Annotated in this window: 30 protein-coding genes and 1 tRNA gene; 28 read left to right on the top strand and 3 right to left on the bottom strand. The window is 65.4% G+C overall.

Annotation, left to right across the window (positions count from 1 at the left end; translation table 11 throughout):
• The first annotated feature begins 121 nt into the window (after nt 1-121).
• The 6 genes from ACIPRI_RS17455 (at nt 122) to ACIPRI_RS17430 (ending at nt 6,232) form a co-directional block, all read left to right on the top strand.
• Complete coding sequence (locus ACIPRI_RS17455) at nt 122-997, top strand: hypothetical protein (protein WP_446622725.1); 876 nt, start codon at nt 122-124, stop codon at nt 995-997.
• An 83-nt stretch (nt 998-1,080) separates the two neighbouring features.
• A complete protein-coding gene (locus ACIPRI_RS17450; RefSeq protein WP_446622724.1) occupies nt 1,081-3,039 on the top strand; it encodes an MFS transporter in 1,959 nt (652 codons plus the stop codon).
• 16 nt (nt 3,040-3,055) lie between these two features.
• Complete coding sequence (locus tag ACIPRI_RS17445) at nt 3,056-3,712, top strand: phosphatase PAP2 family protein (RefSeq protein ID WP_446622723.1); 657 nt, start codon at nt 3,056-3,058, stop codon at nt 3,710-3,712.
• Between the two features lie 172 nt (nt 3,713-3,884).
• Nucleotides 3,885-4,040: a hypothetical protein gene (locus tag ACIPRI_RS17440; RefSeq protein WP_446622722.1), complete on the top strand. Its 156-nt coding sequence runs from the start codon at nt 3,885-3,887 to the stop codon at nt 4,038-4,040.
• A gap of 22 nt (nt 4,041-4,062) precedes the next feature.
• Nucleotides 4,063-5,124: a serine endopeptidase gene (locus ACIPRI_RS17435; RefSeq protein ID WP_446622721.1), complete on the top strand. Its 1,062-nt coding sequence runs from the start codon at nt 4,063-4,065 to the stop codon at nt 5,122-5,124.
• 148 nt (nt 5,125-5,272) lie between these two features.
• Nucleotides 5,273-6,232 carry a TIGR01777 family oxidoreductase gene (locus tag ACIPRI_RS17430; protein WP_446622720.1) on the top strand — a complete coding sequence of 320 codons (960 nt, stop codon included), beginning with the start codon at nt 5,273-5,275 and terminating at the stop codon, nt 6,230-6,232.
• Here the strand turns inward: ACIPRI_RS17430 and tgt are convergent.
• Both tgt and queA read right to left on the bottom strand, forming a co-directional pair.
• A complete protein-coding gene (gene tgt / locus ACIPRI_RS17425) occupies nt 6,229-7,401 on the bottom strand; it encodes a tRNA guanosine(34) transglycosylase Tgt (protein WP_446622719.1) in 1,173 nt (390 codons plus the stop codon). The two genes, ACIPRI_RS17430 and tgt, sit on opposite strands and share 4 nt — an antisense overlap.
• Complete coding sequence (gene queA, locus ACIPRI_RS17420; RefSeq protein WP_446622718.1) at nt 7,395-8,453, bottom strand: tRNA preQ1(34) S-adenosylmethionine ribosyltransferase-isomerase QueA; 1,059 nt, start codon at nt 8,451-8,453, stop codon at nt 7,395-7,397. The genes tgt and queA overlap by 7 nt, the downstream gene beginning before the upstream one ends.
• An 86-nt stretch (nt 8,454-8,539) precedes the next feature.
• Between queA and recG the strand changes: the two genes are divergently transcribed.
• The 4 genes from recG (at nt 8,540) to ubiA (ending at nt 13,323) form a co-directional block, all read left to right on the top strand.
• A complete protein-coding gene (gene recG / locus ACIPRI_RS17415) occupies nt 8,540-10,657 on the top strand; it encodes an ATP-dependent DNA helicase RecG (protein WP_446622717.1) in 2,118 nt (705 codons plus the stop codon).
• A 43-nt stretch (nt 10,658-10,700) separates the two neighbouring features.
• Entirely contained in the window at nt 10,701-11,666 is a 966-nt protein-coding gene (locus tag ACIPRI_RS17410; RefSeq protein ID WP_446622716.1) for a LysR substrate-binding domain-containing protein, read from the top strand.
• A gap of 125 nt (nt 11,667-11,791) precedes the next feature.
• Nucleotides 11,792-12,394, top strand: a complete 603-nt coding sequence (locus ACIPRI_RS17405) for a Dps family protein (RefSeq protein WP_446622715.1) — start codon at nt 11,792-11,794, stop codon at nt 12,392-12,394.
• On the top strand, nt 12,394-13,323 hold the full coding sequence (gene ubiA / locus ACIPRI_RS17400; RefSeq protein WP_446622714.1) for a 4-hydroxybenzoate octaprenyltransferase: 930 nt from the start codon (nt 12,394-12,396) through the stop codon (nt 13,321-13,323). Before ACIPRI_RS17405 ends, ubiA begins: the two co-directional genes overlap by 1 nt.
• Before the next feature lie 7 nt (nt 13,324-13,330).
• Here the strand turns inward: ubiA and proC are convergent, their stop codons facing one another.
• Nucleotides 13,331-14,179, bottom strand: a complete 849-nt coding sequence (gene proC / locus ACIPRI_RS17395; protein ID WP_446622713.1) for a pyrroline-5-carboxylate reductase — start codon at nt 14,177-14,179, stop codon at nt 13,331-13,333.
• A 316-nt stretch (nt 14,180-14,495) separates the two neighbouring features.
• On the opposite strand from proC, the gene rplN reads away from it, so the two are divergent.
• The 18 genes from rplN (at nt 14,496) to ACIPRI_RS17305 (ending at nt 23,354) form a co-directional block, all read left to right on the top strand.
• Nucleotides 14,496-14,864 carry a 50S ribosomal protein L14 gene (gene rplN / locus ACIPRI_RS17390; RefSeq protein ID WP_093382552.1) on the top strand — a complete coding sequence of 123 codons (369 nt, stop codon included), beginning with the start codon at nt 14,496-14,498 and terminating at the stop codon, nt 14,862-14,864.
• Between the two features lie 12 nt (nt 14,865-14,876).
• Complete coding sequence (gene rplX, locus ACIPRI_RS17385) at nt 14,877-15,194, top strand: 50S ribosomal protein L24 (protein WP_446622712.1); 318 nt, start codon at nt 14,877-14,879, stop codon at nt 15,192-15,194.
• An 11-nt stretch (nt 15,195-15,205) separates the two neighbouring features.
• On the top strand, nt 15,206-15,745 hold the full coding sequence (gene rplE / locus ACIPRI_RS17380) for a 50S ribosomal protein L5 (protein WP_446622711.1): 540 nt from the start codon (nt 15,206-15,208) through the stop codon (nt 15,743-15,745).
• A gap of 8 nt (nt 15,746-15,753) precedes the next feature.
• Nucleotides 15,754-16,059, top strand: coding sequence for a 30S ribosomal protein S14 (gene rpsN / locus ACIPRI_RS17375; protein WP_446622710.1), 306 nt, complete (start codon nt 15,754-15,756; stop codon nt 16,057-16,059).
• A gap of 20 nt (nt 16,060-16,079) precedes the next feature.
• Nucleotides 16,080-16,475 carry a 30S ribosomal protein S8 gene (gene rpsH, locus ACIPRI_RS17370; protein WP_446622709.1) on the top strand — a complete coding sequence of 132 codons (396 nt, stop codon included), beginning with the start codon at nt 16,080-16,082 and terminating at the stop codon, nt 16,473-16,475.
• 16 nt (nt 16,476-16,491) lie between these two features.
• The gene (gene rplF, locus ACIPRI_RS17365) at nt 16,492-17,025 is read left to right on the top strand and encodes a 50S ribosomal protein L6 (protein WP_446622708.1); all 534 of its coding nucleotides are present in this window, start codon (nt 16,492-16,494) and stop codon (nt 17,023-17,025) included.
• Nucleotides 17,026-17,039: 14 nt separating this feature from the next.
• A complete protein-coding gene (gene rplR / locus ACIPRI_RS17360; protein ID WP_446622783.1) occupies nt 17,040-17,405 on the top strand; it encodes a 50S ribosomal protein L18 in 366 nt (121 codons plus the stop codon).
• Nucleotides 17,406-17,424: 19 nt separating this feature from the next.
• Complete coding sequence (gene rpsE, locus ACIPRI_RS17355; RefSeq protein WP_446622707.1) at nt 17,425-17,943, top strand: 30S ribosomal protein S5; 519 nt, start codon at nt 17,425-17,427, stop codon at nt 17,941-17,943.
• A 10-nt stretch (nt 17,944-17,953) separates the two neighbouring features.
• Nucleotides 17,954-18,136, top strand: a complete 183-nt coding sequence (gene rpmD / locus ACIPRI_RS17350; RefSeq protein WP_130366860.1) for a 50S ribosomal protein L30 — start codon at nt 17,954-17,956, stop codon at nt 18,134-18,136.
• Nucleotides 18,137-18,160: 24 nt separating this feature from the next.
• Entirely contained in the window at nt 18,161-18,592 is a 432-nt protein-coding gene (rplO, locus tag ACIPRI_RS17345) for a 50S ribosomal protein L15 (protein WP_446622706.1), read from the top strand.
• A 20-nt stretch (nt 18,593-18,612) separates the two neighbouring features.
• Complete coding sequence (secY, locus tag ACIPRI_RS17340) at nt 18,613-19,926, top strand: preprotein translocase subunit SecY (protein WP_446622705.1); 1,314 nt, start codon at nt 18,613-18,615, stop codon at nt 19,924-19,926.
• A gap of 45 nt (nt 19,927-19,971) precedes the next feature.
• On the top strand, nt 19,972-20,085 hold the full coding sequence (gene rpmJ, locus ACIPRI_RS17335; RefSeq protein ID WP_068641696.1) for a 50S ribosomal protein L36: 114 nt from the start codon (nt 19,972-19,974) through the stop codon (nt 20,083-20,085).
• 29 nt (nt 20,086-20,114) lie between these two features.
• Nucleotides 20,115-20,480 carry a 30S ribosomal protein S13 gene (gene rpsM, locus ACIPRI_RS17330; protein WP_093382577.1) on the top strand — a complete coding sequence of 122 codons (366 nt, stop codon included), beginning with the start codon at nt 20,115-20,117 and terminating at the stop codon, nt 20,478-20,480.
• A 12-nt stretch (nt 20,481-20,492) separates the two neighbouring features.
• Nucleotides 20,493-20,897 carry a 30S ribosomal protein S11 gene (gene rpsK, locus ACIPRI_RS17325; RefSeq protein WP_068641693.1) on the top strand — a complete coding sequence of 135 codons (405 nt, stop codon included), beginning with the start codon at nt 20,493-20,495 and terminating at the stop codon, nt 20,895-20,897.
• Nucleotides 20,898-21,046: 149 nt separating this feature from the next.
• A complete protein-coding gene (rpsD, locus tag ACIPRI_RS17320) occupies nt 21,047-21,670 on the top strand; it encodes a 30S ribosomal protein S4 (protein WP_446622704.1) in 624 nt (207 codons plus the stop codon).
• A 124-nt stretch (nt 21,671-21,794) separates the two neighbouring features.
• The gene (locus ACIPRI_RS17315) at nt 21,795-22,784 is read left to right on the top strand and encodes a DNA-directed RNA polymerase subunit alpha (protein ID WP_446622703.1); all 990 of its coding nucleotides are present in this window, start codon (nt 21,795-21,797) and stop codon (nt 22,782-22,784) included.
• Between the two features lie 76 nt (nt 22,785-22,860).
• Nucleotides 22,861-23,259, top strand: a complete 399-nt coding sequence (rplQ, locus tag ACIPRI_RS17310) for a 50S ribosomal protein L17 (protein WP_446622702.1) — start codon at nt 22,861-22,863, stop codon at nt 23,257-23,259.
• Nucleotides 23,260-23,277: 18 nt separating this feature from the next.
• A tRNA-Met gene (locus ACIPRI_RS17305) sits at nt 23,278-23,354 on the top strand.
• Nucleotides 23,355-23,370: the final 16 nt, after the last annotated feature.

Genomic DNA, 23,370 nt, shown 5'->3' with positions numbered 1-23,370 from the left:
TGGTTGGTATAGCTGGACAATACCGAAAGTCCTGAATAGTTACCTCGTATCAATTGTTGATGCCTGGTCGAAAGCAGCGGCCTACATTGCGGCGCCTACACCTTCCTGAAGGAGCTGCCCCATGAATGCTTCGATGCCGATCCGATCGCCGCGCCGCCTGGCGCGCCGCGAAGCCTGCCTGATCGGCGCTGCCGTCGTGCTGCTGCTGTTGGCCCTGCTGGCGCCGGACATCACCGGGCCGGGCGCGGGCAGCATGCAGTTTGCGGACACCCGCGCCCTGGCCAGCCTGCCCAACGCGCTGGATGTGCTGAGCAACCTGCCCTTTCTTGTGCTGGGCCTGATCGGACTGCACCGGCTGCACGGCCTGGAGCATGCCCATGAGCACGGGCACGAGGGGGCGGCCACAGGCTTGGCGCACGACGAGTTGCCGGTCAACGCCCTGGACTGTGCCTGGCTGTTCTTTGCCGGCCTGGTGCTGGTGGCGGCCGGCTCGGCCTTCTATCACCTGCAGCCCGACGACGTGCTTCGCCTGGCCGGCGACCGTGCTGCCATGGCGGTGGCCTTTGCCGGCGTGCTGGGCCTGGCGGTGTGCGACCGCGTGAGCCAGCGCGCCGGTTGGCCGGCGGCCTGCATTGCACTGACGGCCGGCTTGCTTGCGGTGGCCGTCTTTCATGAGACCGGCAATGTGACGCCCTGGGCGGTGGTGCAATTCGGTGGCATCGCGCTGGTGCTCGGCATGGCACTGCTGCGGCCGCTCTGCGACGGCACGCGGTCCATGCAACTCAAGCTGGGCTGGATCATCGCGGCCTACGCGCTCGCCAAGCTCTTCGAGATGGCCGATGGCGCGGTGTTCGAAGCGACCCAGCACCTGATCTCGGGCCACTCGCTCAAGCATCTGGTAGCAGCCCTGGCCGCGATCCCGGTGCTGCGCGCCGTGCGCGCTCTGCAAGAGCGTCCCCTCGTGCACAATGCGCCGGCGGCTGCCGTCACAGCTTGATACAAGCGAGCCGGCCTCGTTCCCGTGCGCGGCACCTGGGTGCCGCTTCTTTCCCTGGACCGCAACAAGAAGAGGGCATCGCCTTGAACACGCTTGCCAGCACCACGTCTTCCGCTGCCAGCCCGCCGCCGGCTGCGCATTCCAACCAGTTTGCGCTGCTGGGCCAGCGCCGCTTCGCGCCCTTCTTCTGGACGCAGTTCGCCGGGGCGGCCAACGACAACCTGTTCAAGTTCGCCTTCACCGTGATGGTGACCTACCAGCTGCAGCTGGACTGGATGCCGCCGGCCATGGCGGGCTTGGTGATCGGTGCACTGTTCATCCTGCCCTTTCTGCTGTTCTCGGCCACTGCCGGCCAGATCGCCGACAAGTACGACAAGACGCGCGTCATCCGCTTTGTGAAAAGCCTGGAGATCGCGATCATGCTGATCGCCGTCTGGGGTTTTTTGCGCGCCGATGCGGTGGTGTTGCTGGCCTGCGTGTTCCTGATGGGCCTGCATTCCACGCTGTTCGGGCCGGTCAAGTTCGCCTACCTGCCGCAAGTGCTTGATTCGCACGAGCTCACCGGCGGCAACGGCATGGTCGAGATGGGCACCTTCGTGGCCATCCTGCTGGGCCAGGTGGCGGGCGGACTGCTGGTGGCCATGCCGCAGATCGGCCATGAAGCGGTGGCCATCGCCTGCGTTCTGCTGGCGCTGGTCGGGCGTGCTGTGTCGCAGGCCATTCCGGCCACCTCGGCCACCGATGCCGGCCTCAAGATCAACTGGAACCCGATCAGCGAAACCTGGCGCAACCTGAAGCTGGCGCACGGCAATGTGGTGGTGTTCCGCTCGCTCCTTGGCATCTCCTGGATGTGGTTCTTCGGCGCCGTATTCCTGGCCCAGTTTCCAAGCTTCGCCAAGGAGGTGCTGCATGGCGACGAGCAGGTGGCCTCGTTGCTGCTGGTGGTGTTCTCGGTCGGCATCGGCATCGGCTCGCTCCTGTGCGAAACCTTGAGCCGCCGCCAGGTGGAGATCGGCCTGGTGCCGCTGGGTGCCATCGGTATGAGCGTGTTCGCGGTCGACCTGTACTTTGGCTCGCGCGGCCTGCCGGATTCGCCCACCATGGGCCTGGCCGCTTTCCTGGCGCAACCGGCGCACTGGCGGGTGATGGCCGACCTGGGTCTGCTGTCGCTGTTCGCCGGCCTGTACAGCGTGCCGATGTATGCCCTGATCCAGCTGCGCAGCCAGCCCACGCACCGGGCGCGAATCATCGCCGCCAACAACATCCTGAATGCCCTCTTCATGATCGGCAGCTCGGTGATCGCCGGCGCGCTCCTCGCGGCGGGCTTCAGCATTCCGCAGGTGTTCCTTTTCACCGGCATTGCCAACGCGGTGGTGGCGCTCTATATCTTCCTTCTGGTGCCGGAATACCTGCTGCGTTTCGTGGCCTGGGTGCTGTCGCGCCTGGTCTACCGCTTCAAGGTGCGTGGCGACGAACACATTCCGGACACCGGCGCGGCGCTGCTGGTGTGCAACCACGTGAGCTTTGTCGACGCCGTGCTGCTGATGGCGGCCAGCCCGCGGCCGATCCGCTTCCTCATGGATCACCGGATCTTCCGCGTGCCGGTGCTGGGCTGGCTGTTCAAGCTGGCCAAGGCGATTCCGATTGCGCCGCAAAAGGACGATGCACAGGCGTACGAGCGTGCTTTCGAGCAGGCCGCCCAGGTGCTGCGCGATGGCGATCTGCTGGGCATCTTCCCCGAAGGCGCCATCACCCGCGACGGCCAGCTGCAGCCCTTCAAGGGCGGGGTGAAGAAGATCCTCGATGCGGCCCAGGCCGAAGGGCTGGCCGTGCCGGTGGTGCCGATGGCGCTGACCAATCTGTGGGGCTCCTTCTTCAGCCGCGTCGAAGTGCAAGGCGGCGAGAACGTGGCCATGGTGCGGCCCTTCCGCCGCGGCATCTGGAGCCGGGTCGGCCTGCGCGTCGGCCACGCCATGCCGCAGGCCGAAGCACAGCCCGATGCCTTGCACCGGCGCGTGGGCGAGCTGCTGAACGCGGGTTGACGGCGCGATGGGAGACATGCGCGACGCATTCTGGCGCGCCATCTACAGCCTGCCGGAAGGCTTCTGGCAGCACGTCACCTGGCTGGGCGACAGTGGCCTGCTGCTACCGGCCGCATTGTTGATCGCGATGTGGCTCGCCTCGGCGCGCCGCACCTGGCCCGCGGCCTGGGCCTGGACCCTGATCTTCGGCGCCGCCAGCCTGATGGTGCTGGTATCCAAGCTGGCCTTCCTGGGCTGGGGCATCGGCAGCGCCCGCCTGAACTTCACCGGCATCAGCGGCCACACGATGCTGTCGGCCGCCGTCTGGCCGGTGGCACTGTGGCTGGTGGCTTCGCGTGCAAGCCATCCGCTGCGGGTGGCGCTGGTCATCGTCGGCTGGCTGTTGGCTGCGGGCATCGGTGTCTCGCGGCTGGCGCTGTTTGCGCATTCCTGGTCGGAAGTGGCGATCGGTTTTCTGCTGGGAGCCGCTGCCAGCGCCGCCTTTCTGGCCATGCAACACCGCATGCCGCATCCGAAGCTGCGTGCCTCGATGGTGGTGCTCAGCCTGCTGCTGCCGCTGGTCTACCAGCAACCGGGCAATGCCGCGCCGACCCAGGGCCTGCTCGAACGCGCGGCGGTTCGGCTGGCCGGCATCGAGCGGCCCTTCACGCGCGACGATCTGCTGGGGCGCTGAGCCAAGAGGCGTCTTGAAGTATGGAATGCCGATACTTCGAGGCCTTGTTGGTGGCACTTGGCTGTTCTGGTGATGCCATGGCTTCAACGCGGCGTCGATCATTCGTCTCCCCTTGATCACCTTGCGAGGAGCTTCGAATGCAGTCTTGCCATCGTCAGCCGAGGAGCCGCTCATGAGTCGCCCTGGCAGTTTCAATCTCGCCCCGGACAACGCGGTCGGCGCCACGCCTTCACGCTGGCGCCATCTGCTTGCACCCATCGTGCCGCAGCTGGTACTGGCCGTGCTGGCGGCCATCCTGGCCGGGCTCTACCTCTTTCCCATGCAGTAAGCAAAGAACCGCAAGACACCTCATGAGCAAATCCCTAAGACTTTCCGAGAAGTGGTTTCGCCGCGGCCTCTGGCTGGTGGCGCTGATATTCGCGGGCTTCCTGATCGGCCTGGGCAGCGCCATCGTGGGTGACCTGCCGCGGGTGGAGCAGCCGCTGGCGCTGGAAGACTTCATGGACCGAGGCGCTGCCGACCCCTTGCGCCAGACGATCAACCAGACCGAGGAGGCGCGCAAGGCAGCCCAAAGCGAGCTGGAACAAACCGAACTGCGCCTGGATGCGGCCCGTCAGGCCAACCGCAACGCACGCGAGACCTTTTCCAACTGGCTGTCGACGCGCCACGCGACCCAGCTGCCGGACCAGGATGCGGAACTGATCGCACGCACCAAATCGCTCGACGCGCTGAAGGCGGCCGAGGACGAGGCGCAGAAGAAGGTGCAGGCGCAGCGGCAGCGCGCCCTCGATGCGCGGCAGGCCCAAGCGAGGGCGCGCGAACAGCTGTCGACCCTGACGCGCGAAGCCGGCGAGAGGCTGCAAAAGGAATCGCGTCGTGTGGAGCTGCGCGTCTTTGCCTACCGCCTGGCCCTCACCTTGCCACTTCTGGTGCTGGCCGCCTGGCTTTTTGTGAAGAAGCGCAAGAGCACCTACTGGCCCTTTGTCTGGGGCTTCATCTTCTTTGCGCTGTTCGCCTTTTTCGTCGAGCTGGTGCCCTACCTTCCCAGCTACGGCGGCTATGTGCGCTACCTGGTGGGCATCGTGCTCACGGTGTTGGCGGGCCGTTACGCCATCCTGGCGCTCAACCGCTACCTGGCCCGCCAGAAGCTGGCCGAACAGCAGCCCGACCAGGTGCGGCGCGAAGAACTCAGCTACGACACCGCATTGGCGCGGCTGGCCAAAACCGTCTGCCCCGGCTGCGAGCGCCCGGTGGATCTGAAGAACACCGAGATCGACTTCTGTCCGCATTGCGGCATCGGCCTGTTCGACCACTGCGGCAAGTGCGATGCGCGCAAGAGCGCGTTCTCGAAGTTCTGCCATGCGTGCGGGACGGTGGCGCATGGGGTGCCGAACGAGCCCGTGCCGGGCTGAGTCGCACTTGCACTTGCGGCGCTAGGGCCTGTTCACACTACTTACGGAGTCGCGAAACAGGTCCTAGACCTTTGCGCCGTCAGTTGTATTCGCCAAAGCCGATCGATGTGTTCAACATGGGCACCGAATCCGCTTGAATTTCTTGACCATGACGGATGCGTCTGAAGGCGAAACGAGGCCCGCCATCCTCGTCACCGGCGCCACCGGCTTCATCGGCCGTGCGCTGATGGCGCAACTGCAGCGCGAGAGGCGCCGGCTGATTGCACTGTCGCGCGATGGCCGGCAGGCGCGCGCCATGTTTGGCCCCGATGTGTGGGTGGTGGAAAGCCTGGACGCCATTCCATCCGAGACGCGCATCGACGCCATGGTCCATCTGGCTGGAGCGCGGGTGCTGGGCCTGCCATGGACGGCTGCGCGCCGGCGCACGCTGCTGGACAGCCGGGTCGGCGTGACACAGGCGCTGCTCGATCTGATGCGCCGCCTGGCGCAGCCGCCGCGGGTACTGGTTGGCGCGTCGGCCGTCGGCTACTACGGGGCCACGCCGCAGTCCTCGTCTTCCGAGCCGCTGGACGAGACGGCATCGCCGCAGGCCGGCCAGTTTCAATCCGCGCTGTGCAGCGCGATCGAGCACGAGGCGCAGCGCGCCGAAGCCCTCGGCGTGCGCGTCGTGCGGCTGCGATTCGGCGTGGTGTTCGGGCGGGGCGACGGCGCCTATCCCATGCTGGCACTGGGCGCCCGCCTGGGCCTGGGTGCCGTGCTCGGCAGCGGGCGGCAGCCGGCGCCGTGGGTGCATGTGGATGACGCCGTCGGCCTCATCCGCTTTGCCTTGGCGAACGATGGCTTGCGCGGTCCGGTGAACGCCGTCGCGCCCGACACGCCATCCCAGGAGCGGCTGGCCAAGGCCATGGCGGCCTCGTTTGGACGCGGCCAATGGCTGCGCCTGCCAGCCGCGCCCTTGCGTTGGCTGGCCGGCGAGATGGCCGACCTGCTGCTCGCGGGGCAGGTCGTGGCGCCGCGTGCGGCACTGGCGGCCGGCTATGTCTTCCAGCATCCGCGGCTGGAGCCCGCGCTAGGCGAGCTGGCGCGCGGCGGCCAGAGCGGCGGCTAGACCCCGCGCGCCCGATCGGCCTTGAACTGCGCGCGAAACTGGCTGAAGGTGCCGGCGTCCAGCACCTCGCGGATCTCGCGCATCAGGTTCAGGTAGTAGTGCAGGTTGTGCACGGTGGTCAGCATCGGGCCCAGCATCTCGCCGCAGCGGTCCAGGTGATGCAGGTAGGCGCGCGAGAAGCCCTCGCGTCCGCCGTCGTTCCACGGCACGCCGCCGGCGCCGGCGCAGGCATGGCAGGTGCAGCTGGGGTCGATGGGCTGCGGGTCGCTCTTGTGGCGCGCATTGCGCATCTTCAGGTCGCCGTAGCGGGTGAAGAGGGTGCCGTTGCGCGCGTTGCGCGTGGGCATCACGCAGTCGAACATGTCGACGCCGTCGGCCACGCCCTGCACCAGGTCCTCCGGCGTGCCCACGCCCATCAGGTAGCGCGGCTTGTTGGCCGGCAGGCGATGTGGCGTGTGCGCCATGATGCGCAGCATCTCGTCCTTGGGCTCGCCCACGCTGACGCCGCCGATCGCGTAGCCGGGGAAGTCCAGCTCGACCAGCTGCGCCAGCGATTCCTCGCGCAGCTTCTCGAACATGCCGCCCTGGACGATGCCGAACAGCGCGTTGGGATTGGACAAGCGGGCGAACTCGGCCTGGCAGCGCTTGGCCCAGCGCAGGCTCAACTCCATCGAGCTGCGTGCCTGCGCCTCGGTCGTGAGCTTGCCGTTGGTGTCGTAGGGCGTGCACTCGTCGAACTGCATGACGATGTCGCTATTCAGGATCGTCTGGATCTGCATCGACACCTCGGGCGTCAGGAACAGCTTGTCGCCATTCACCGGCGAGGCGAACTTGACGCCTTCCTCGCTGATCTTGCGCATCGCGCCCAGGCTCCAGACCTGGAAGCCGCCCGAGTCCGTGAGGATGGGCTTGCTCCACTTTTCGAACTGGTGCAGCCCGCCAAAGCTGGCCATCACGTCCAGGCCGGGGCGCATCCACAGGTGGAAGGTGTTGCCCAGGATGATCTGCGCGCCCATCTCCTCCAGGCTGCGCGGCATCACGCCCTTGACGGTGCCGTAGGTGCCCACCGGCATGAAGATCGGCGTCTGCACCACGCCGTGGTTGAGCGTCAGCGTGGCGCGGCGCGCGTGGCTCGCGGGGTCGGTGGCGAGGAGTTGGAAGTTCAGCATGTCGTGTCGTCGTCTTTCTGGCGCGCGAGCAGCATCGCGTCGCCGTAGCTGAAGAATCGGTAGCGCTGGGCGATGGCGTGCGCATAGAGCGCCACCACGCGCTCGTACCCGGCAAAGGCGCTCACCAGCATCATCAAGGTGCTCTTGGGCAGATGGAAGTTGGTCACCAGCAGGTCGACATGACGGAACTGGAAGCCCGGCGTGATGAAGATGCGGGTGTCGCCGCACGCCTGGCCGCTGCTGGCCCAGGATTCGAGCGTGCGCACCGTGGTCGTGCCGACCGCCACCACGCGCCCGCCACGCGCCTTGCACGCGGCGATGGCTTGCTGCGTGGCCAGCGGCACTTCGTAGCGCTCGGCATGCATGGCGTGCTCGGCGATGTTCTCGGTCTTCACCGGCTGGAAGGTGCCGGCGCCGACGTGCAGCGTGACATTGGCGCGCGCGATGCCGCGTGCGTCCATCTCGGCCAGCAGCGCCTGGTCGAAGTGCAGCGCGGCAGTGGGTGCCGCCACGGCGCCGGGCACGCGGGCAAACACCGTCTGGTAGCGGCGCTCGTCTTCCTGCGAATCGGTATGGGTGATGTAGGGCGGCAGCGGCACGTGGCCGCAGCGGGCCATCAGTGCGTACGGATCCTCGTTCGCATCGCTCTCGAAAGCAAAACGGAACAGGGCGCCGTCCTCGTCGGGCCAGCGCCCGAGCAGGGTGGCGCGAAAGCCGCCGACCATCTGCAGCGTGGTTCCGACAGGCGGCTTCTTGCTCACCTTCATGTGGGCCACCACCTCCGGCCCTTGCAAGACGCGCTCGACCAGCAACTCGAGCTTGCCGCCGGTCGGCTTCTCGCCGAACAGCCGCGCTTTCACCACCTGGGTGTCGTTGAACACCAGCAGATCGCCGGCGCGCAGCAGGGAAGGCAGGCTGCTGAAGATGCGGTCCACAGGCGCGGGACCGGTGCCGTCGAGCAGGCGCGAGGCACTGCGCTCGGGCGCGGGATGCTGTGCCACCAGTTCGGGCGGCAGCGAAAAATCGAAATCGGAAAGCGTGAAACTGCGCATGTTCTTGAGGGCCGGACGGGCCCGTGCCAAGGTTGGCATGGGAAGAAAAACAAAAGCGCCCCGAGCGGGGCGGGCAGAATTGTCCCATGCCCGCCGACTCCCAGCCCGCATCGCGCGAAAAGCCCTCGCCAGCCGCCGCTCCAGCAGCGCCCGGCGCCGGCCTGAGCGCGGTGCAGCGCGCGCTGCGCAAACTGGGCCTGGTGCGCGACATCGACTTCGCCCTCTACTTGCCGATGCGCTACGAGGACGAGACGCGCGTCGTGCGCCTTTCGGACGTGCGCGACGGCGAGATGGCGCAGATCGAAGTGGCGGTCACGTCGAACGAAGTGGTCTTTCGCCCGCGCCGCCAACTGATCGTGACGGTGGATGACGGCAGCGACACCTGCCAGTTGCGCTTCTTCAATTTCTATCCCTCGCAGCAAAAGCAGTTGGCGGTGGGCGCGCGGGTGCGGGTGCGCGGCGAAGTGCGGGGTGGTTTCCTGGGCCGCACGATGATGCATCCCACCGTCAAGGCGGCGGGAACGGAGCTGCCCGAGGCGCTGACGCCGGTCTATTCCACCATCGCGGGCCTGGCCCAGCCGGCGCTGCGGCGCGAGGTGCGCTCCGGCCTGGCGCGCGCGCGGCTGGATGAAACCCTGCCGGCCGCGTCCGACTGGCAGCCGGCCTGGGACCTGCGCCGGTCGCTGAACTTCCTGCACTACCCGGCGCCGGACGTCGCCATGGCCACGCTGGAAGACCACAGCCATCCGGCCTGGCAGCGCATCAAGGCCGAGGAGTTGCTGGCGCAGCAGTTGTCGCAAATGCAGGCGCGCAACGAGCGGGCTGCGCAGCGGGCACCGGTTCTGGCGCGCGAGGCCGGCAAGGAATCCCTGGCCGAACAATTGCTGGCCGTGCTGCCATTCGCCCTGACCGGTGCCCAGCGCCGGGTGGGGGAAGAGATCGGCCGCGACCTCGCGCGCGAGGTGCCCATGCACCGACTGCTGCAAGGCGATGTCGGCTCTGGCAAGACGGTGGTGGCGGCGCTGGCGGCGGCGCTTTGCATCGACGCGGGGCACCAATGCGCGCTGATGGCGCCCACCGAGATCCTGGCCTCGCAGCATTTCGGCAAGCTGGTCGATTGGCTGGATCCTTTGTTGCGCAGCCGCGGCCTGCGCGTGGCCTGGCTCACCGGAAGCCAGAAGAAAAAGGAACGCGACGAAATGTCGGCCGCGGTGGAAAGCGGCGAAGCGGCGCTGGTCATCGGCACCCATGCCGTGATCTCGGAAAAAGTGCGCTTCAAGAAGCTGGCGCTGGCCATCATCGACGAGCAGCACCGCTTCGGCGTCGCCCAGCGCCTGGCCCTGCGTGGCAAGGCGGACGCAGGCCTGGAGCCGCATCTCCTGATGATGAGCGCCACCCCGATCCCGCGCACCCTGGCGATGAGCTACTACGCCGACCTGGACGTCTCCACCCTGGACGAGCTGCCGCCCGGCCGCACGCCGGTGGTGACCAAGCTGGTGGCGGACCACCGGCGCGATGAGGTCGTCGAACGCATCCAGGCCCAGCTCCAGCAAGGCCGCCAGGTCTATTGGGTCTGCCCGTTGATCGAGGAAAGCGAGGCGGTCGACCTGCGCAACGCCACCACCACCCGCGACGAGCTGGCCGATGCGCTGGGCGAGGCGGTCGGTGTCGGCCTCTTGCATTCGCGCATGCCCACGGCCGAGAAGCAGTCGGTGATGGCCGAGTTCAGCGCCGGCCGTCTGCATGTGCTGGTGAGCACCACGGTGATCGAGGTGGGCGTGGACGTGCCCAACGCCTCGCTGATGGTGATCGAGCACGCCGAGCGCTTCGGCCTGTCGCAACTGCACCAGTTGCGCGGCCGGGTGGGTCGCGGCGCCGCGGCCTCGGCCTGCGTGCTGCTCTATTCGGCCAACGAGGGCGGCCGCGTCGGCGAAGCGGCGCGCGCCCGGCTGCGCGCCATGGCCGAGACCAGCGACGGCTTCGAGATCGCGCGGCGCGACCTGGAGATCCGCGGGCCCGGCGAATTCCTCGGCGCGCGCCAGTCCGGCGCGCCGCTGCTGCGCTTTGCCGACCTGGCCACCGACACGCACTTGCTGGACTGGGCGCGCGAGCTGGCGCCGCGCATGCTGGCCGAGCATCCGCAGCTGGCGCAGCGCCATATCGACCGGTGGCTGGGCACGCGCGCGGAGTACCTCAAGGCCTGATTTCCCCGTCGGTCATCGTGGCTGCGCATAATTGACGCAAGCTATGACCCTGACGGAACTCAAATACATCGTTGCAGTGGCGCGCGAGCGGCATTTCGGCAAGGCAGCGGAAGCCTGCTTCGTATCCCAGCCCACACTGTCGGTGGCGATCAAGAAGCTCGAGGACGAGCTGGAGGTCAAGCTGTTCGAGCGCAGCGCCGGCGAAGTGACCGTCACGCCGCTGGGCGAGCAGATCGTGCAGCAGGCGCAAAGCGTGCTCGACCAGGCCGCCAGCATCAAGGAGATCGCCAAGCGCGGCAAGGACCCGCTGGCCGGCCCGCTCAAGCTGGGCGTGATCTACACCATCGGCCCCTACCTGCTGCCCGACCTGGTGCGCCAGAACATCGCGCGCACGCCGCAGATGCCGCTGATGCTGCAAGAGAACTTCACCGCCAAGCTTTTGGACATGCTGCGCGCCGGCGAGATCGACTGCGCCATCATGGCCGAGCCGTTCCCGGACGCCGGCCTGGCGATCGCCCAGCTGTACGACGAGCCCTTCATGGCGGCGCTGCCCACCCATCATGCGCTGGCGCAGCGCGAATCCGTGACTTCCGACGAGTTGAAGAACGAGACCATGCTGCTCCTGGGCACCGGTCACTGCTTTCGCGACCACGTGCTGGAGGTGTGCCCCGAGTTCGCCCGCTTTTCCAGCAATGCGGAAGGTATCCGCAAGAGCTTCGAGGGCTCGTCGCTGGAGACCATCAAGCACATGGTGGCCTCGGGCATGGGCGTGACCCTGGTGCCGCGCCTGTCGGTGCCGCAAGAGGCGCTCAAGGCCAAGCCCAAGAGCCGGCGCGAGCCCGAGGCCATGGTGCGCTACCTGCCGGTGCGCGATGCCGAAGGGCGCGAGCCGCCGATGCGCCGCGTGGTGCTGGCGTGGCGCCGCAGCTTCACCCGCTACGAGGCCATCGCCGCCTTGCGCAATGCCATCTACGCTTGCGAGCTGCCGGGTGTGCAGCGCCTGTCATGAGCGATGAGCGCATGGCAGGTTTGCATCCATCGCGCTCATAGCCTGAATCTGTTGCGAATGCCTGCCGGCGCTTCTAAAGTTCCCGGTCCGTCAACAACAAATCACTGAAGAAGGATCGCCTCTCCATGGCCAAAGCTCCCAAGAAAACTCCCAAGAATTCGAAATCCGTTGCGAAGTCGCCCGCGTCTTCTGCCGGCAAGGTGCCGGTGAAGGGCGGCGCGCGAGTGGCCGAAGAATCCGGCGGCCGCAACGCGCCGATGATCAACATCGGCATCGAGCGCCAGGACCGCGCCGCCATCGCCGAGGGTCTGTCGCGCGTGCTGGCCGACACCTACACGCTGTACCTGACCACGCACAACTTCCACTGGAACGTGACCGGTCCGCACTTCAATTCGCTGCATGCCATGTTCATGGGGCAGTACACCGAACTGTGGGGCGCCACCGACGTGATCGCCGAGCGCATTCGCGCGCTGGGCCACTACGCGCCGGGCTCGTACGCCGAGTTCAGCAAGATTGCCACCGTGCCCGACGTGCCGCAGCACCCACCCAAGGCGATGGAGATGGTGCGCGTGCTGGTCAAGGGCCACGAGACGGTGTCGCGCATCGCACGTGAATTCATCCCGGTGGCCCAAGAGGCCGGCGACGATCCGACGGCCGACATGCTGACGGCGCGCTGCACGGTGCACGACCAGACTGCCTGGATGCTGCGTTCGCTTCTGGAGGAGTGATGTCCCTTCCGATGCCGGCGGCGGCCGCGCGCGAGTCCGCATCGTCATCGCCCCCGCCGCCCGCCGCACCTGCGCGCGGGCGCCTCGCGGCCTATCTCGACCTGATCCGCTGGAACCGGCCCGCCGGCTGGCTGCTGCTGCTGTGGCCCACGCTGGGTGCACTGTGGTTCGCGGCCGAGGGCTGGCCGGGCTGGCATCTGCTGGCCGTGTTCGTGCTGGGCACCATCCTCATGCGCAGCGCCGGCTGCTGCGTCAATGACGTGGCCGATCGGGACTTCGACCGCCACGTCAAGCGAACGGCCGCGCGCCCGGTGACCAGCGGCGAGGTCTCGGTGCGCGAGGCGCTGCTGCTGGGCGCGGCGTTGGCGCTGGCGGCTTTCGGCCTGGTGCTGACCACCAACCGGGTGACGGTGCTGTGGTCCTTCGCGGCGCTGGGCGTGACCCTGTTCTATCCCTTTGCCAAGCGCTTCTTCGCCATCCCGCAGGCGGTGTTGGGCATTGCCTTCAGCTTCGGCATCCCGATGGCCTTTGCGGCGGTGCGCGGGGAGGTGCCGGGCCTGGCCTGGCTGCTCTTGGCCGGCAACCTGTTCTGGGTGCTGGCCTACGACACCGAATACGCGATGGTCGATCGTGACGACGACCTGAAGATCGGCATGAAGACCTCCGCCATCACCTTCGGCCGCTTCGACGTGGCGGCGGTGATGGCCAGCTATCTCATCTTTCTGGCGGTATGGGGAGGGGCCGGCGCCGGCCACTCCCTGGGTGCGGTTTTCTATGTGGGCATTGCCGCGGCGCTGGCGCAGGCCGCCTGGCATTGGCGGCTGATCCGCGAGCGCACACGCGAAGGCTGTTTCAAGGCCTTCCGCCTGAACCACTGGCTGGGCTTCACGGTGTTTGCCGGCGTGGTGGCCGGCTACGCGCTGCGCTGAACAGGCCCTAGGCCCGGCCGAATTCCTCGGCCAGTTCGCCGGCGCGCTTCTGGGCCGCGCGGATCGCCGCCTTGAAGCTGGCCTTGACCCCCGCGGCGTCCATCGTGGTGATGGCTGCATGGGTGGTGCCCCCCTTGGAGGTGACCCGCTCGCGCAGCACCGTCGGCGACTCGCTGGCGCTGGCCGCCAGGGCCGTGGCGCCGGTGAAGGTTCCCACCGCCAGCCGGTGCGCCTGCTCGGGTGCCAGGCCCATTTCGACGCCTGCCTCCGCCATGGCCTCCAGGAAATAGAAGACGTAGGCGGGGCCGGAGCCGGAGACGGCCGTCACCGCGTCCAGGTCCTGCTCGGCATTCAGCCAGAGCAATTGGCCGGTGGGTGTCAACAGCTGCGCCACCAGTGTGCGGTCGGCGCCGCTGGCGGCGTCGCGGGCAAACAGGCCCGTCATGCCTTGGCCGACCAGCGCCGGGGTGTTGGGCATTGCGCGCACCACGCGTTCGGTGCCGACCCACTGGGCAATGCTGCCCGACGGAATGCCGGCCGCCACGCTCAGGTGCAACGCGTGGCCGGCGAAAGGCGCCACCGAGTGGGCCGCGTCGGCAAAAGTCTGCGGCTTGACGGCCCAGATCACGACGGCGCAGCGCTTGAGGGCCTCGGAGGCCGCCGCGTTCGCCCGGATGCCGAACTCCTGGAGCAACCTGTCCCGCGCCGGCTCGAAAGGCTCCACCACCTCGAAGTTGGCGGCGGGCACGCCTTGGCGGATGAGGCCGCCGATGATGGCGCTGGCCATGTTTCCCCCGCCGATGAAGGCGAGGGCGGGGAGGGCGGTCGCAGTGGCGCTGGGTGTAGCGGTGGTCATGGTCTTGCTGCGGCTCTATATATAGAAAGAGGGTGCCGGCTGCGCCGGTGGGAGGCCGGGAATTGTCGCTCGCCGCTCGGCCTGTCCGGGGCCATGCGGAAATCGCGTTGCATAGGGGTTGACGAGCATATGAAGCCGTGCCACAATCTATGGCTTCGCTTTGAAAAAGGCGGAGCTTTCAGCCCAATCGGCTTTGCGTTTCGAGTGGTTCGAGACGTGGACGACGGGCCCAAGACTGACTGAGTTCGGTTGTCGGCGCCAAGGTGCAATGCCTTTGCCGGGGATCGTGATCAGTACAAGTTGGGAACTAAGACAAATGATCCAAACTGAATCCAGGCTCGAAGTGGCCGACAACACGGGCGCGAAATCCGTCCTGTGTATCAAGGTGCTTGGCGGCTCCAAGCGTCGCTACGCAAGCGTTGGCGACATCATCAAGGTGAGCATCAAGGAAGCCGCTCCGCGTGGTCGCGTCAAGAAGGGCGAGATCTACAGTGCAGTGGTGGTTCGCACCGCCAAGGGCATCCGTCGCGCCGATGGTTCGCTCGTGAAGTTCGACGGCAATGCCGCCGTTCTGCTCAATGCCAAGCTCGAGCCCATCGGCACGCGCATCTTTGGACCGGTTACGCGCGAACTGCGTACCGAGAAGTTCATGAAGATCGTGTCGCTGGCCCCCGAAGTTCTCTAAGGACACAACGCCATGAACAAGATTCGCACAGGCGACCAGGTCATCGTGTTGGCCGGACGCGACAAGGGCAAGCGCGGCACCGTCACGCTGCGCTCGGACGACTCGCACGTCGTCATCGACGGCATCAACCTCGTCAAGAAGCACACCAAGCCGAACCCCATGAAGGGTACGACCGGTGGCATCGTCGAGAAGGCCATGCCGATTCACCAATCCAATGTGGCGATCTTCAATGCCGCGACCGGCAAGGCTGATCGCGTGGGCATCAAGGTCACGGACGGAAAGCGCGTGCGCGTCTTCAAGTCCAGCGGCGAAGAAATCAAGGCCGCTTAAGAGGTACGCACATGGCACGACTCCAACAAACCTACCGCGAAAAGATCGCCAAGGACCTGACCGAGAAGTTCGGCTACAAGTCCCCGATGCAGGTCCCGCGCCTGACCAAGATCACGCTCAACATGGGCGTGGGTGAGGCTGTGGCCGACAAGAAGGTGCTCGAGAACGCCGTCGCCGATCTGACCAAGATCGCCGGCCAGAAGCCCGTCGTCACCAAGTCGAAGAAGGCGATCGCCGGCTTCAAGATCCGTGAGCAACAGCCCATCGGCTGCATGGTGACCCTGCGCGGCGTGCAGATGTATGAGTTCCTGGACCGTTTCGTCACCGTGGCCCTGCCGCGTGTGCGTGACTTCCGTGGTATCTCGGGCCGTGCCTTCGACGGCCGCGGCAACTACAACATCGGCGTCAAAGAACAGATCATCTTCCCCGAAATCGAATACGACAAGGTGGATGCTCTGCGTGGTCTGAACATCAGCATCACCACGACGGCCAAGACCGATGAAGAAGCCAAGGCGCTGCTCGCCGGCTTCCGTTTCCCCTTCAAGAACTGAGGTGACCTGTGGCTAAAGTAGCTTTGATCCAGCGCGAACTCAAGCGCGACAAACTGGTCGCCAAGTACGCCGCGAAACACGCGGAATTGAAGGCCATCGCCAACGACGCGAAGAAGAGCGACGAAGAGCGCGCAGTTGCCCGCCTGGCCCTGCAGAAGCTCCCGCGCAACGCCAACCCGACGCGTCAGCGCAACCGTTGCGAAATCACCGGTCGTCCGCGCGGCACCTTCCGTCAATTCGGTCTGGCCCGCGCCAAGATTCGCGAGCTGGCTTTCGCAGGCGACATCCCCGGTGTCACCAAGGCCAGCTGGTAAGCCAGGCAGGAGCAATAAACATGAGCATGAGTGATCCCATTGCCGACCTGCTGACGCGTATCCGTAACGCGCAGATGGTGGCGAAGCCCACTGTGTCGGTCCCGTCTTCCAAGGTGAAGATCGCGATCGCGCAGGTCCTGAAGGACGAAGGCTATATCGACGGTTTCCAGGTCAAGACCGAAGCCGGCAAGAGCGAACTCGAAATCGCCTTGAAGTACTACGCCGGTCGCCCGGTCATCGAGCGCATCGAGCGCGTCAGCCGTCCTGGCCTGCGCGTCTACAAGGGCAGCGCTGCGATCCCGCACGTGCAGAACGGCCTGGGTGTTGCCATCGTGACCACGCCCCAGGGCGTGATGACCGATCGCAAGGCACGCGCCAACGGCGTTGGCGGCGAAGTGCTTTGCTACGTCGCCTGATCGAGGAGCAACAAGAATGTCCCGAGTAGGAAAATCGCCGGTCGCCATCCCGCAAGGCGTGGATGTGTCGATCAAGGAAGACCAGATCAGCGTCAAGGGCGCTGGCGGCACGCTGTCGCTGGCCCGCAATGCGCTGGTCACGGTCAAGAACGAAGACGGCAAGCTGAACTTCGCACCCGCCAATGATTCGCGTGAAGCCAACGCGATGAGCGGCACGGTGCGCCAGCTGGTCAACAACATGGTGGTCGGTGTGACCAAGGGCTTCGAGAAGAAGCTCAACCTGGTTGGCGTGGGCTTCAAGGCCGCGGCCCAGGGCGCCAAGCTCAACCTCGCGGTGGGCTTCTCGCATCCGGTCGACATCGCCATGCCGCAAGGCATCACGGTCGCTACGCCGACCCCGACCGAAATCGTGATCAAGGGTGCCGACCGTCAAAAGGTTGGCCAAGTGGCCGCTGAGATCCGCGCTGTTCGTCCGCCCGAGCCTTACAAGGGCAAGGGAATCCGTTATTCGGACGAGAAGATCGTGATCAAAGAGACCAAGAAGAAGTAAGGGGCAGCAAAATGATGTTGACCAAGAAAGAACAGCGTCTTCGCCGCGCTCGCCAGACCCGCATTCGCATCGCGAAGCAGGGCATCGCCCGTCTGACGGTGAACCGTACCAACCTGCACATCTACGCCACCGTCATCTCCGGCGACGGCTCGAAGGTGCTGGCTGTTGCTTCCACCGCCGAAGCCGAAGTGCGCACCTCGCTGGGCGCTTCGGGCAAGGGTGGCAACACCGCCGCGGCCACGCTGATCGGCAAGCGCATCGCTGAAAAGGCGAAGGCTGCCGGCGTCGAGAAGGTCGCCTTCGACCGCGCTGGTTTCGCCTATCACGGCCGCGTCAAGGCGCTGGCCGACGCAGCCCGCGAAGCCGGCCTGCAGTTCTAACCGGACACGAGTAATCAAGATGGCAAAGATTCAGGCAAGAACGCAGAGCGAAGGCCCCGAGGACGGTCTGCGCGAGAAGATGATCGCGATCAACCGCGTGACCAAGGTGGTCAAGGGTGGTCGTATCCTCGGTTTCGCCGCACTGACGGTGGTGGGTGATGGCGACGGCCGCGTCGGCATGGGCAAGGGCAAGTCCAAGGAAGTGCCTGCTGCCGTGCAGAAGGCCATGGAAGAAGCCCGTCGCAACCTGTTCAAGGGCGCGATCAAGAACGGCACGCTGCACCACGAAGTGCACGGTCACCACGGTGCTTCGAAGGTCGTGATGTACCCGGCCCCCAAGGGTACCGGCATCATCGCCGGCGGCCCGATGCGCGCCGTGTTCGAAGTGATGGGCATCACCGACGTCGTGGCCAAGAGCCATGGCTCGTCGAACCCCTACAACATGGTTCGCGCCACGCTGAACGGCCTGCGCAACGCGACGACGGCTTCCGAAGTCGCTGCCAAGCGCGGCCTGACGGTCGAGCAGCTGTTCGCCTAAGGACATCGACATGACGCAACAACAAACCGTCAAGGTCCAATTGGTCAAGAGCCCGATTGGCACCAAGCAATCGCATCGCGCCACCGTGCGCGGCCTGGGCCTGCGCAAGCTCAACTCCGTGTCGGAGCTGCAGGACACGCCCGCTGTGCGCGGCATGATCAACAAGATCAGCTACCTGGTCAAAGTGCTCTAAAAAGAGCTGCTGAGAGAGACGTTTATGGAACTCAATGGCATCAAGGCGGCAGATGGCGCCAAGCACGCGAAGCGTCGCGTCGGCCGCGGCATCGGCTCCGGCCTCGGCAAGACCGCTGGACGCGGTCACAAGGGTCAGAAGTCGCGTTCGGGCGGCTTCCACAAGGTGGGCTTCGAAGGCGGTCAAATGCCGCTGCAGCGCCGCCTGCCCAAGCGCGGCTTCAAGTCGCAGACGCTGAAGTACAACGCGGAAGTCACCCTGGCCGCTCTCGAGCAGCTGGGCCTGGCCGAAGTCGACGTCCTGGCGCTGAAGCAAGCCGGCCTCGTGGGCCAGCTGGCCAAGGTGGTCAAGATCATCAAGTCGGGTGAGCTCACCAAGTCCGTCAAGTTGACGGGCGTCGGTGCGACCGCCGGCGCCAAGGCTGCGATCGAAGCAGCCGGCGGCAGCGTCGCTTAACCAAAGGCTGAAGGCACTTCGTGGCAACTAACGCGGCAACGCTCGCAAAGACAGGCAAGTTCGGCGACCTGCGTCGTCGGCTCGTGTTTTTGCTGCTCGCCCTCGTGGTCTATCGGATCGGTGCGCACATTCCTGTGCCTGGCATCAACCCGGACCAGCTGGCACAGCTGTTCCAGGGCCAGCAGGGCGGCATCCTGAGCCTGTTCAACATGTTCTCGGGCGGAGCGCTGTCGCGCTTCACCGTGTTCGCGTTGGGCATCATGCCGTACATCTCCGCGTCGATCATCATGCAGTTGATGACCTACGTGCTTCCGACCTTCGAGCAATTGAAGAAGGAAGGCGAGGCGGGCCGCCGCAAGATCACCCAGTACACGCGCTACGGCGCGCTGGGCCTGGCGCTGTTCCAGTCCTTCAGCATCGCGGTGGCGCTGGAATCGTCCGCTGGCCTGGTGATCGCGCCCGGCTTCGGCTTCCGCATCACGGCCATGGTCAGCCTGACGGCCGGCTCGATGTTCCTGATGTGGCTGGGTGAGCAGATCACCGAGCGTGGCCTGGGCAACGGCATCTCGATCCTGATCTTCGCGGGTATCGCGGCGGGTCTGCCGAGCGCCATCGGCGGCCTGGCTTCGCTGGTCACCACCGGTGCCATGAACCCGATCATCGCGCTGTTCATCGTCGCGGTCGTCGTGCTCGTCACCTACTTCGTGGTGTTCGTCGAGCGCGGCCAGCGCAAGATCCTGGTGAACTATGCGCGTCGTCAGGTGGGCAACAAGGTGTATGGCGGCCAGTCGTCGCACCTGCCGCTGAAGCTGAACATGGCCGGCGTGATCCCGCCGATCTTCGCCTCGTCGATCATCTTGCTGCCGGCAACGGTGGTGGGCTGGTTCTCCGCCGGCGACAGCGGCTGGGCCTGGATCAAGGACATCGCCAGCGCTCTGCGTCCGGGCGAGCCGATCTACGTGCTTCTGTACGCGGCGGCCATCGTGTTCTTCTGCTTCTTCTATACGGCGTTGGTCTTCAACAGCCGCGAGACGGCAGACAACCTGAAGAAGAGCGGTGCCTTCATTCCTGGCATTCGCCCGGGTGACCAGACCGCCCGGTATATCGACAAGATTCTGGTTCGCCTCACGTTGGCGGGCGCGGTGTACATCACCTTCGTCTGCCTGCTGCCGGAGTTCCTGATTCTGAAATACAACGTGCCGTTCTACTTCGGTGGGACTTCACTGCTGATCATCGTGGTGGTCACGATGGACTTCATGGCCCAGGTGCAGAACTACATGATGTCCCAGCAATACGAATCGCTGCTCAAGAAGGCCAGTTTCAAGACCTCCTGATTGAGCAGTCAGCCCACAAGACGTAGAGAGATTTAGGAGTACCAAATGAGAGTTTCGGCTTCGGTCAAGACCATCTGCCGCAATTGCAAGATCATTCGCCGCAAGGGTGTCGTGCGCGTGATCTGTTCCGACCCGCGCCACAAGCAGCGCCAGGGTTGATTCGACAAGAAGAGATTTAGAGGACGCACATGGCACGTATTGCTGGCATCAACATTCCGCCGCACAAGCACGCTGAGATCGGCCTGACCGCCATCTTCGGCATCGGGCGCACCCGCGCTCGCCAGATCTGCGAAGCGACCGGTATCGACTACGCGAAGAAGATCAAGGACCTGACGGACGCCGATCTCGAGAAGATCCGCGACCAGATCGCCCAGTTCACGATCGAAGGCGACCTGCGCCGCGAGACGACGATGAACATCAAGCGCTTGATGGACATCGGCTGCTATCGCGGCTTCCGCCACCGCCGCGGCCTGCCAATGCGCGGCCAGCGCACGCGCACCAACGCCCGCACCCGCAAGGGCCCGCGCAAGGCTGCGCAGTCCCTGAAGAAGTAAGGATAGATAAGCATGGCTAAAGCTCCTGCCAATAACGCAGCACAGCGCGTTCGCAAGAAGGTCCGCAAGAACGTCGCGGACGGCATCGCGCACGTGCACGCCTCGTTCAACAACACCATCATCACGATCACCGATCGCCAGGGCAACGCCCTGTCGTGGGCTTCGTCGGGTGGCCAAGGCTTCAAGGGCTCGCGCAAGTCGACGCCTTTCGCAGCCCAGGTCGCTTCGGAAGTCGCCGGTCGCGCTGCCGTGGAACAAGGCATCAAGAACCTGGACGTCGAGATCAAGGGCCCCGGCCCCGGTCGCGAATCGTCGGTGCGCGCCCTGGCCGCACTCGGCATCCGCATCAACTCGATTTCCGACGTGACGCCGGTGCCGCACAACGGCTGCCGTCCGCAGAAGCGCCGTCGCATCTAAGCGTCCGGCCTTCGGCGCAGCCTGCGGCAAAAACGCAGTCTGCGCATTTGTTTTTTTGTTGTTTCGACAAAAGCCCACCGCCGTCCGCACGCCGCTGACGGCTCCCGCAGAGCCCAAACCCTGCGGCAGATGACGCAAAGGAAGATCTCGTGGCACGTTACCTCGGCCCCAAGGCCAAACTCTCCCGCCGTGAAGGCACCGACCTGTTCCTGAAGAGCGCCCGCCGCTCGATCCAGGACAAGGCCAAGTTCGACTCCAAGCCCGGCCAGCACGGCCGCACCTCGGGTCAGCGCACCTCCGACTTCGGCCTGCAGCTGCGCGAAAAGCAGAAGGTCAAGCGCATGTACGGCGTGCTCGAAAAGCAGTTCCGCCGCTACTTCGAGGAAGCTGACCGCCGCCGTGGCAACACCGGCGCCAACCTGCTGTTCCTGCTCGAGTCGCGCCTGGACAACGTGGTCTACCGCATGGGCTTCGGCTCGACCCGCGCCGAAGCGCGCCAGCTGGTGTCGCACAAGGCGATCACCGTGAACGGCCAATCGGTCAACATCCCGTCGTACCTGGTCAAGGCCGGCGACGTGATCGCCGTGCGCGAGAAGTCGAAGAAGCAGAACCGCGTGCTCGAGGCGCTGCAACTGGCTGCCCAGGTCGGCATGCCCGCCTGGGTCGACGTGAACGCCGACAAGGCTGAAGGCGTCTTCAAGAAGACCCCCGATCGCGACGAATTCGCCGCCGACATCAACGAATCGCTGATCGTCGAACTGTATTCGCGTTAACGGATGAGAACGTGCCGCCGACGGCGGCCCGCTCTTCGATTTTTTTGTACTCGCCGGAAGCTCCGGCGGGCACTTCACCAGCCTTACCGGTGTAACGAGCCGGGGGTATTGAGAGGAAGTCTGCATGCAAACCACCCTGCTGAAACCCAAGACCATCCAGGTCGAGCAACTGGCGCCCAACAAGGCCAAGGTCACGCTCGAGCCCTTCGAGCGCGGCTACGGCCACACGCTCGGCAACGCGCTGCGCCGCGTTCTGCTTTCGTCGATGGTTGGATATTCGGCGACCGAAGTGACCATTGCCGGCGTTCTGCACGAGTACTCGTCGATCGACGGCGTCCAGGAAGACGTGGTCAATATCCTGTTGAACCTCAAGGGCGTGGTGTTCAAGCTCCACAACCGCGATGAAGTCACGCTGAGCCTGCGCAAGGATGGCGAAGGCCCGGTGACGGCCTCCGACATCCAGACCCCGCACGACGTGGAGATCATCAACCCTGATCACGTCATCGCGCACCTGTCGCAAGGCGGCAAGCTCGACATGCAGATCAAGGTCGAGAAGGGCCGCGGCTACGTGCCCGGCACGATGCGTCGTTATGCCGACGAGCCGACCAAGTCGATTGGCCGCATCGTTCTGGACGCTTCGTTCTCGCCCGTCAAGCGCGTGAGCTACACGGTCGAAAGCGCCCGTGTGGAACAACGTACCGACCTGGACAAGCTGCTGGTCGAGATCGAGACCAATGGTGCCATCACTGCCGAAGACGCAGTGCGCGCCTCGGCCAAGATCCTGGTCGAGCAGCTCGCCGTGTTCGCGCAGCTGGAAGGCGGCGAACTGGCTGCCTTCGACCAGCCCGCGCCGCGCAGCGCCCAGCAGTTCGACCCGATCCTGCTGCGCCCTGTGGACGAGCTCGAACTGACGGTGCGTTCGGCCAACTGCCTGAAGGCCGAAAACATCTACTACATCGGTGACCTGATTCAGCGCACCGAGAACGAGCTGCTCAAGACCCCGAACCTGGGTCGCAAGTCGCTCAACGAAATCAAGGAAGTGCTGGCCTCGCGCGGCCTGACCTTGGGTATGAAGCTCGAAAGCTGGCCCCCGGCCGGCCTCGACAAGCGTTAATTTCTTAAGCGTTCATTGCGCAAAGGGCAGTACCTGATACGGCTGCCTTTATTAAAAACCTCGAAAGGAAAGAATCATGCGTCACGGTCACGGCCTTCGCAAACTCAACCGCACCAGCTCGCACCGCCTGGCGATGCTGCAGAACATGATGAACTCGCTGATCGCTCACGAGGCCATCAAGACCACGGTGCCCAAGGCCAAGGAACTGCGCCGCGTCATCGAGCCGATGATCACGCTGGCCAAGAAGCCCACCGTTGCCAACAAGCGCCTGGCTTTTGACCGCCTGCGCGACCGCGACTCGGTCGTGAAGCTGTTCAACGAACTCGGCCCGCGTTATCAGACGCGTCCGGGCGGCTACACCCGCATCCTGAAGATGGGTTTCCGCGTGGGCGACAACGCGCCCATGGCGCTGGTCGAACTGGTCGATCGCCCTGAAATTTCTGAAGCTGCCGACGAGCAAGCAGCTGCGGAATAAGCTATAATTCAGACTTGCCGCGCGATGGAGCAGCCTGGTAGCTCGTTGGGCTCATAACCCAAAGGTCGCAAGTTCAAATCTTGCTCGCGCAACCAATTCGAAACGCCCACT

The sequence above is a fragment of the Variovorax sp. LARHSF232 genome (genome assembly GCF_052871435.1).
The sequence above is the reverse complement of the archived record's forward strand: the minus strand, read 5'-3'. Positions and strand labels throughout refer to the sequence as shown.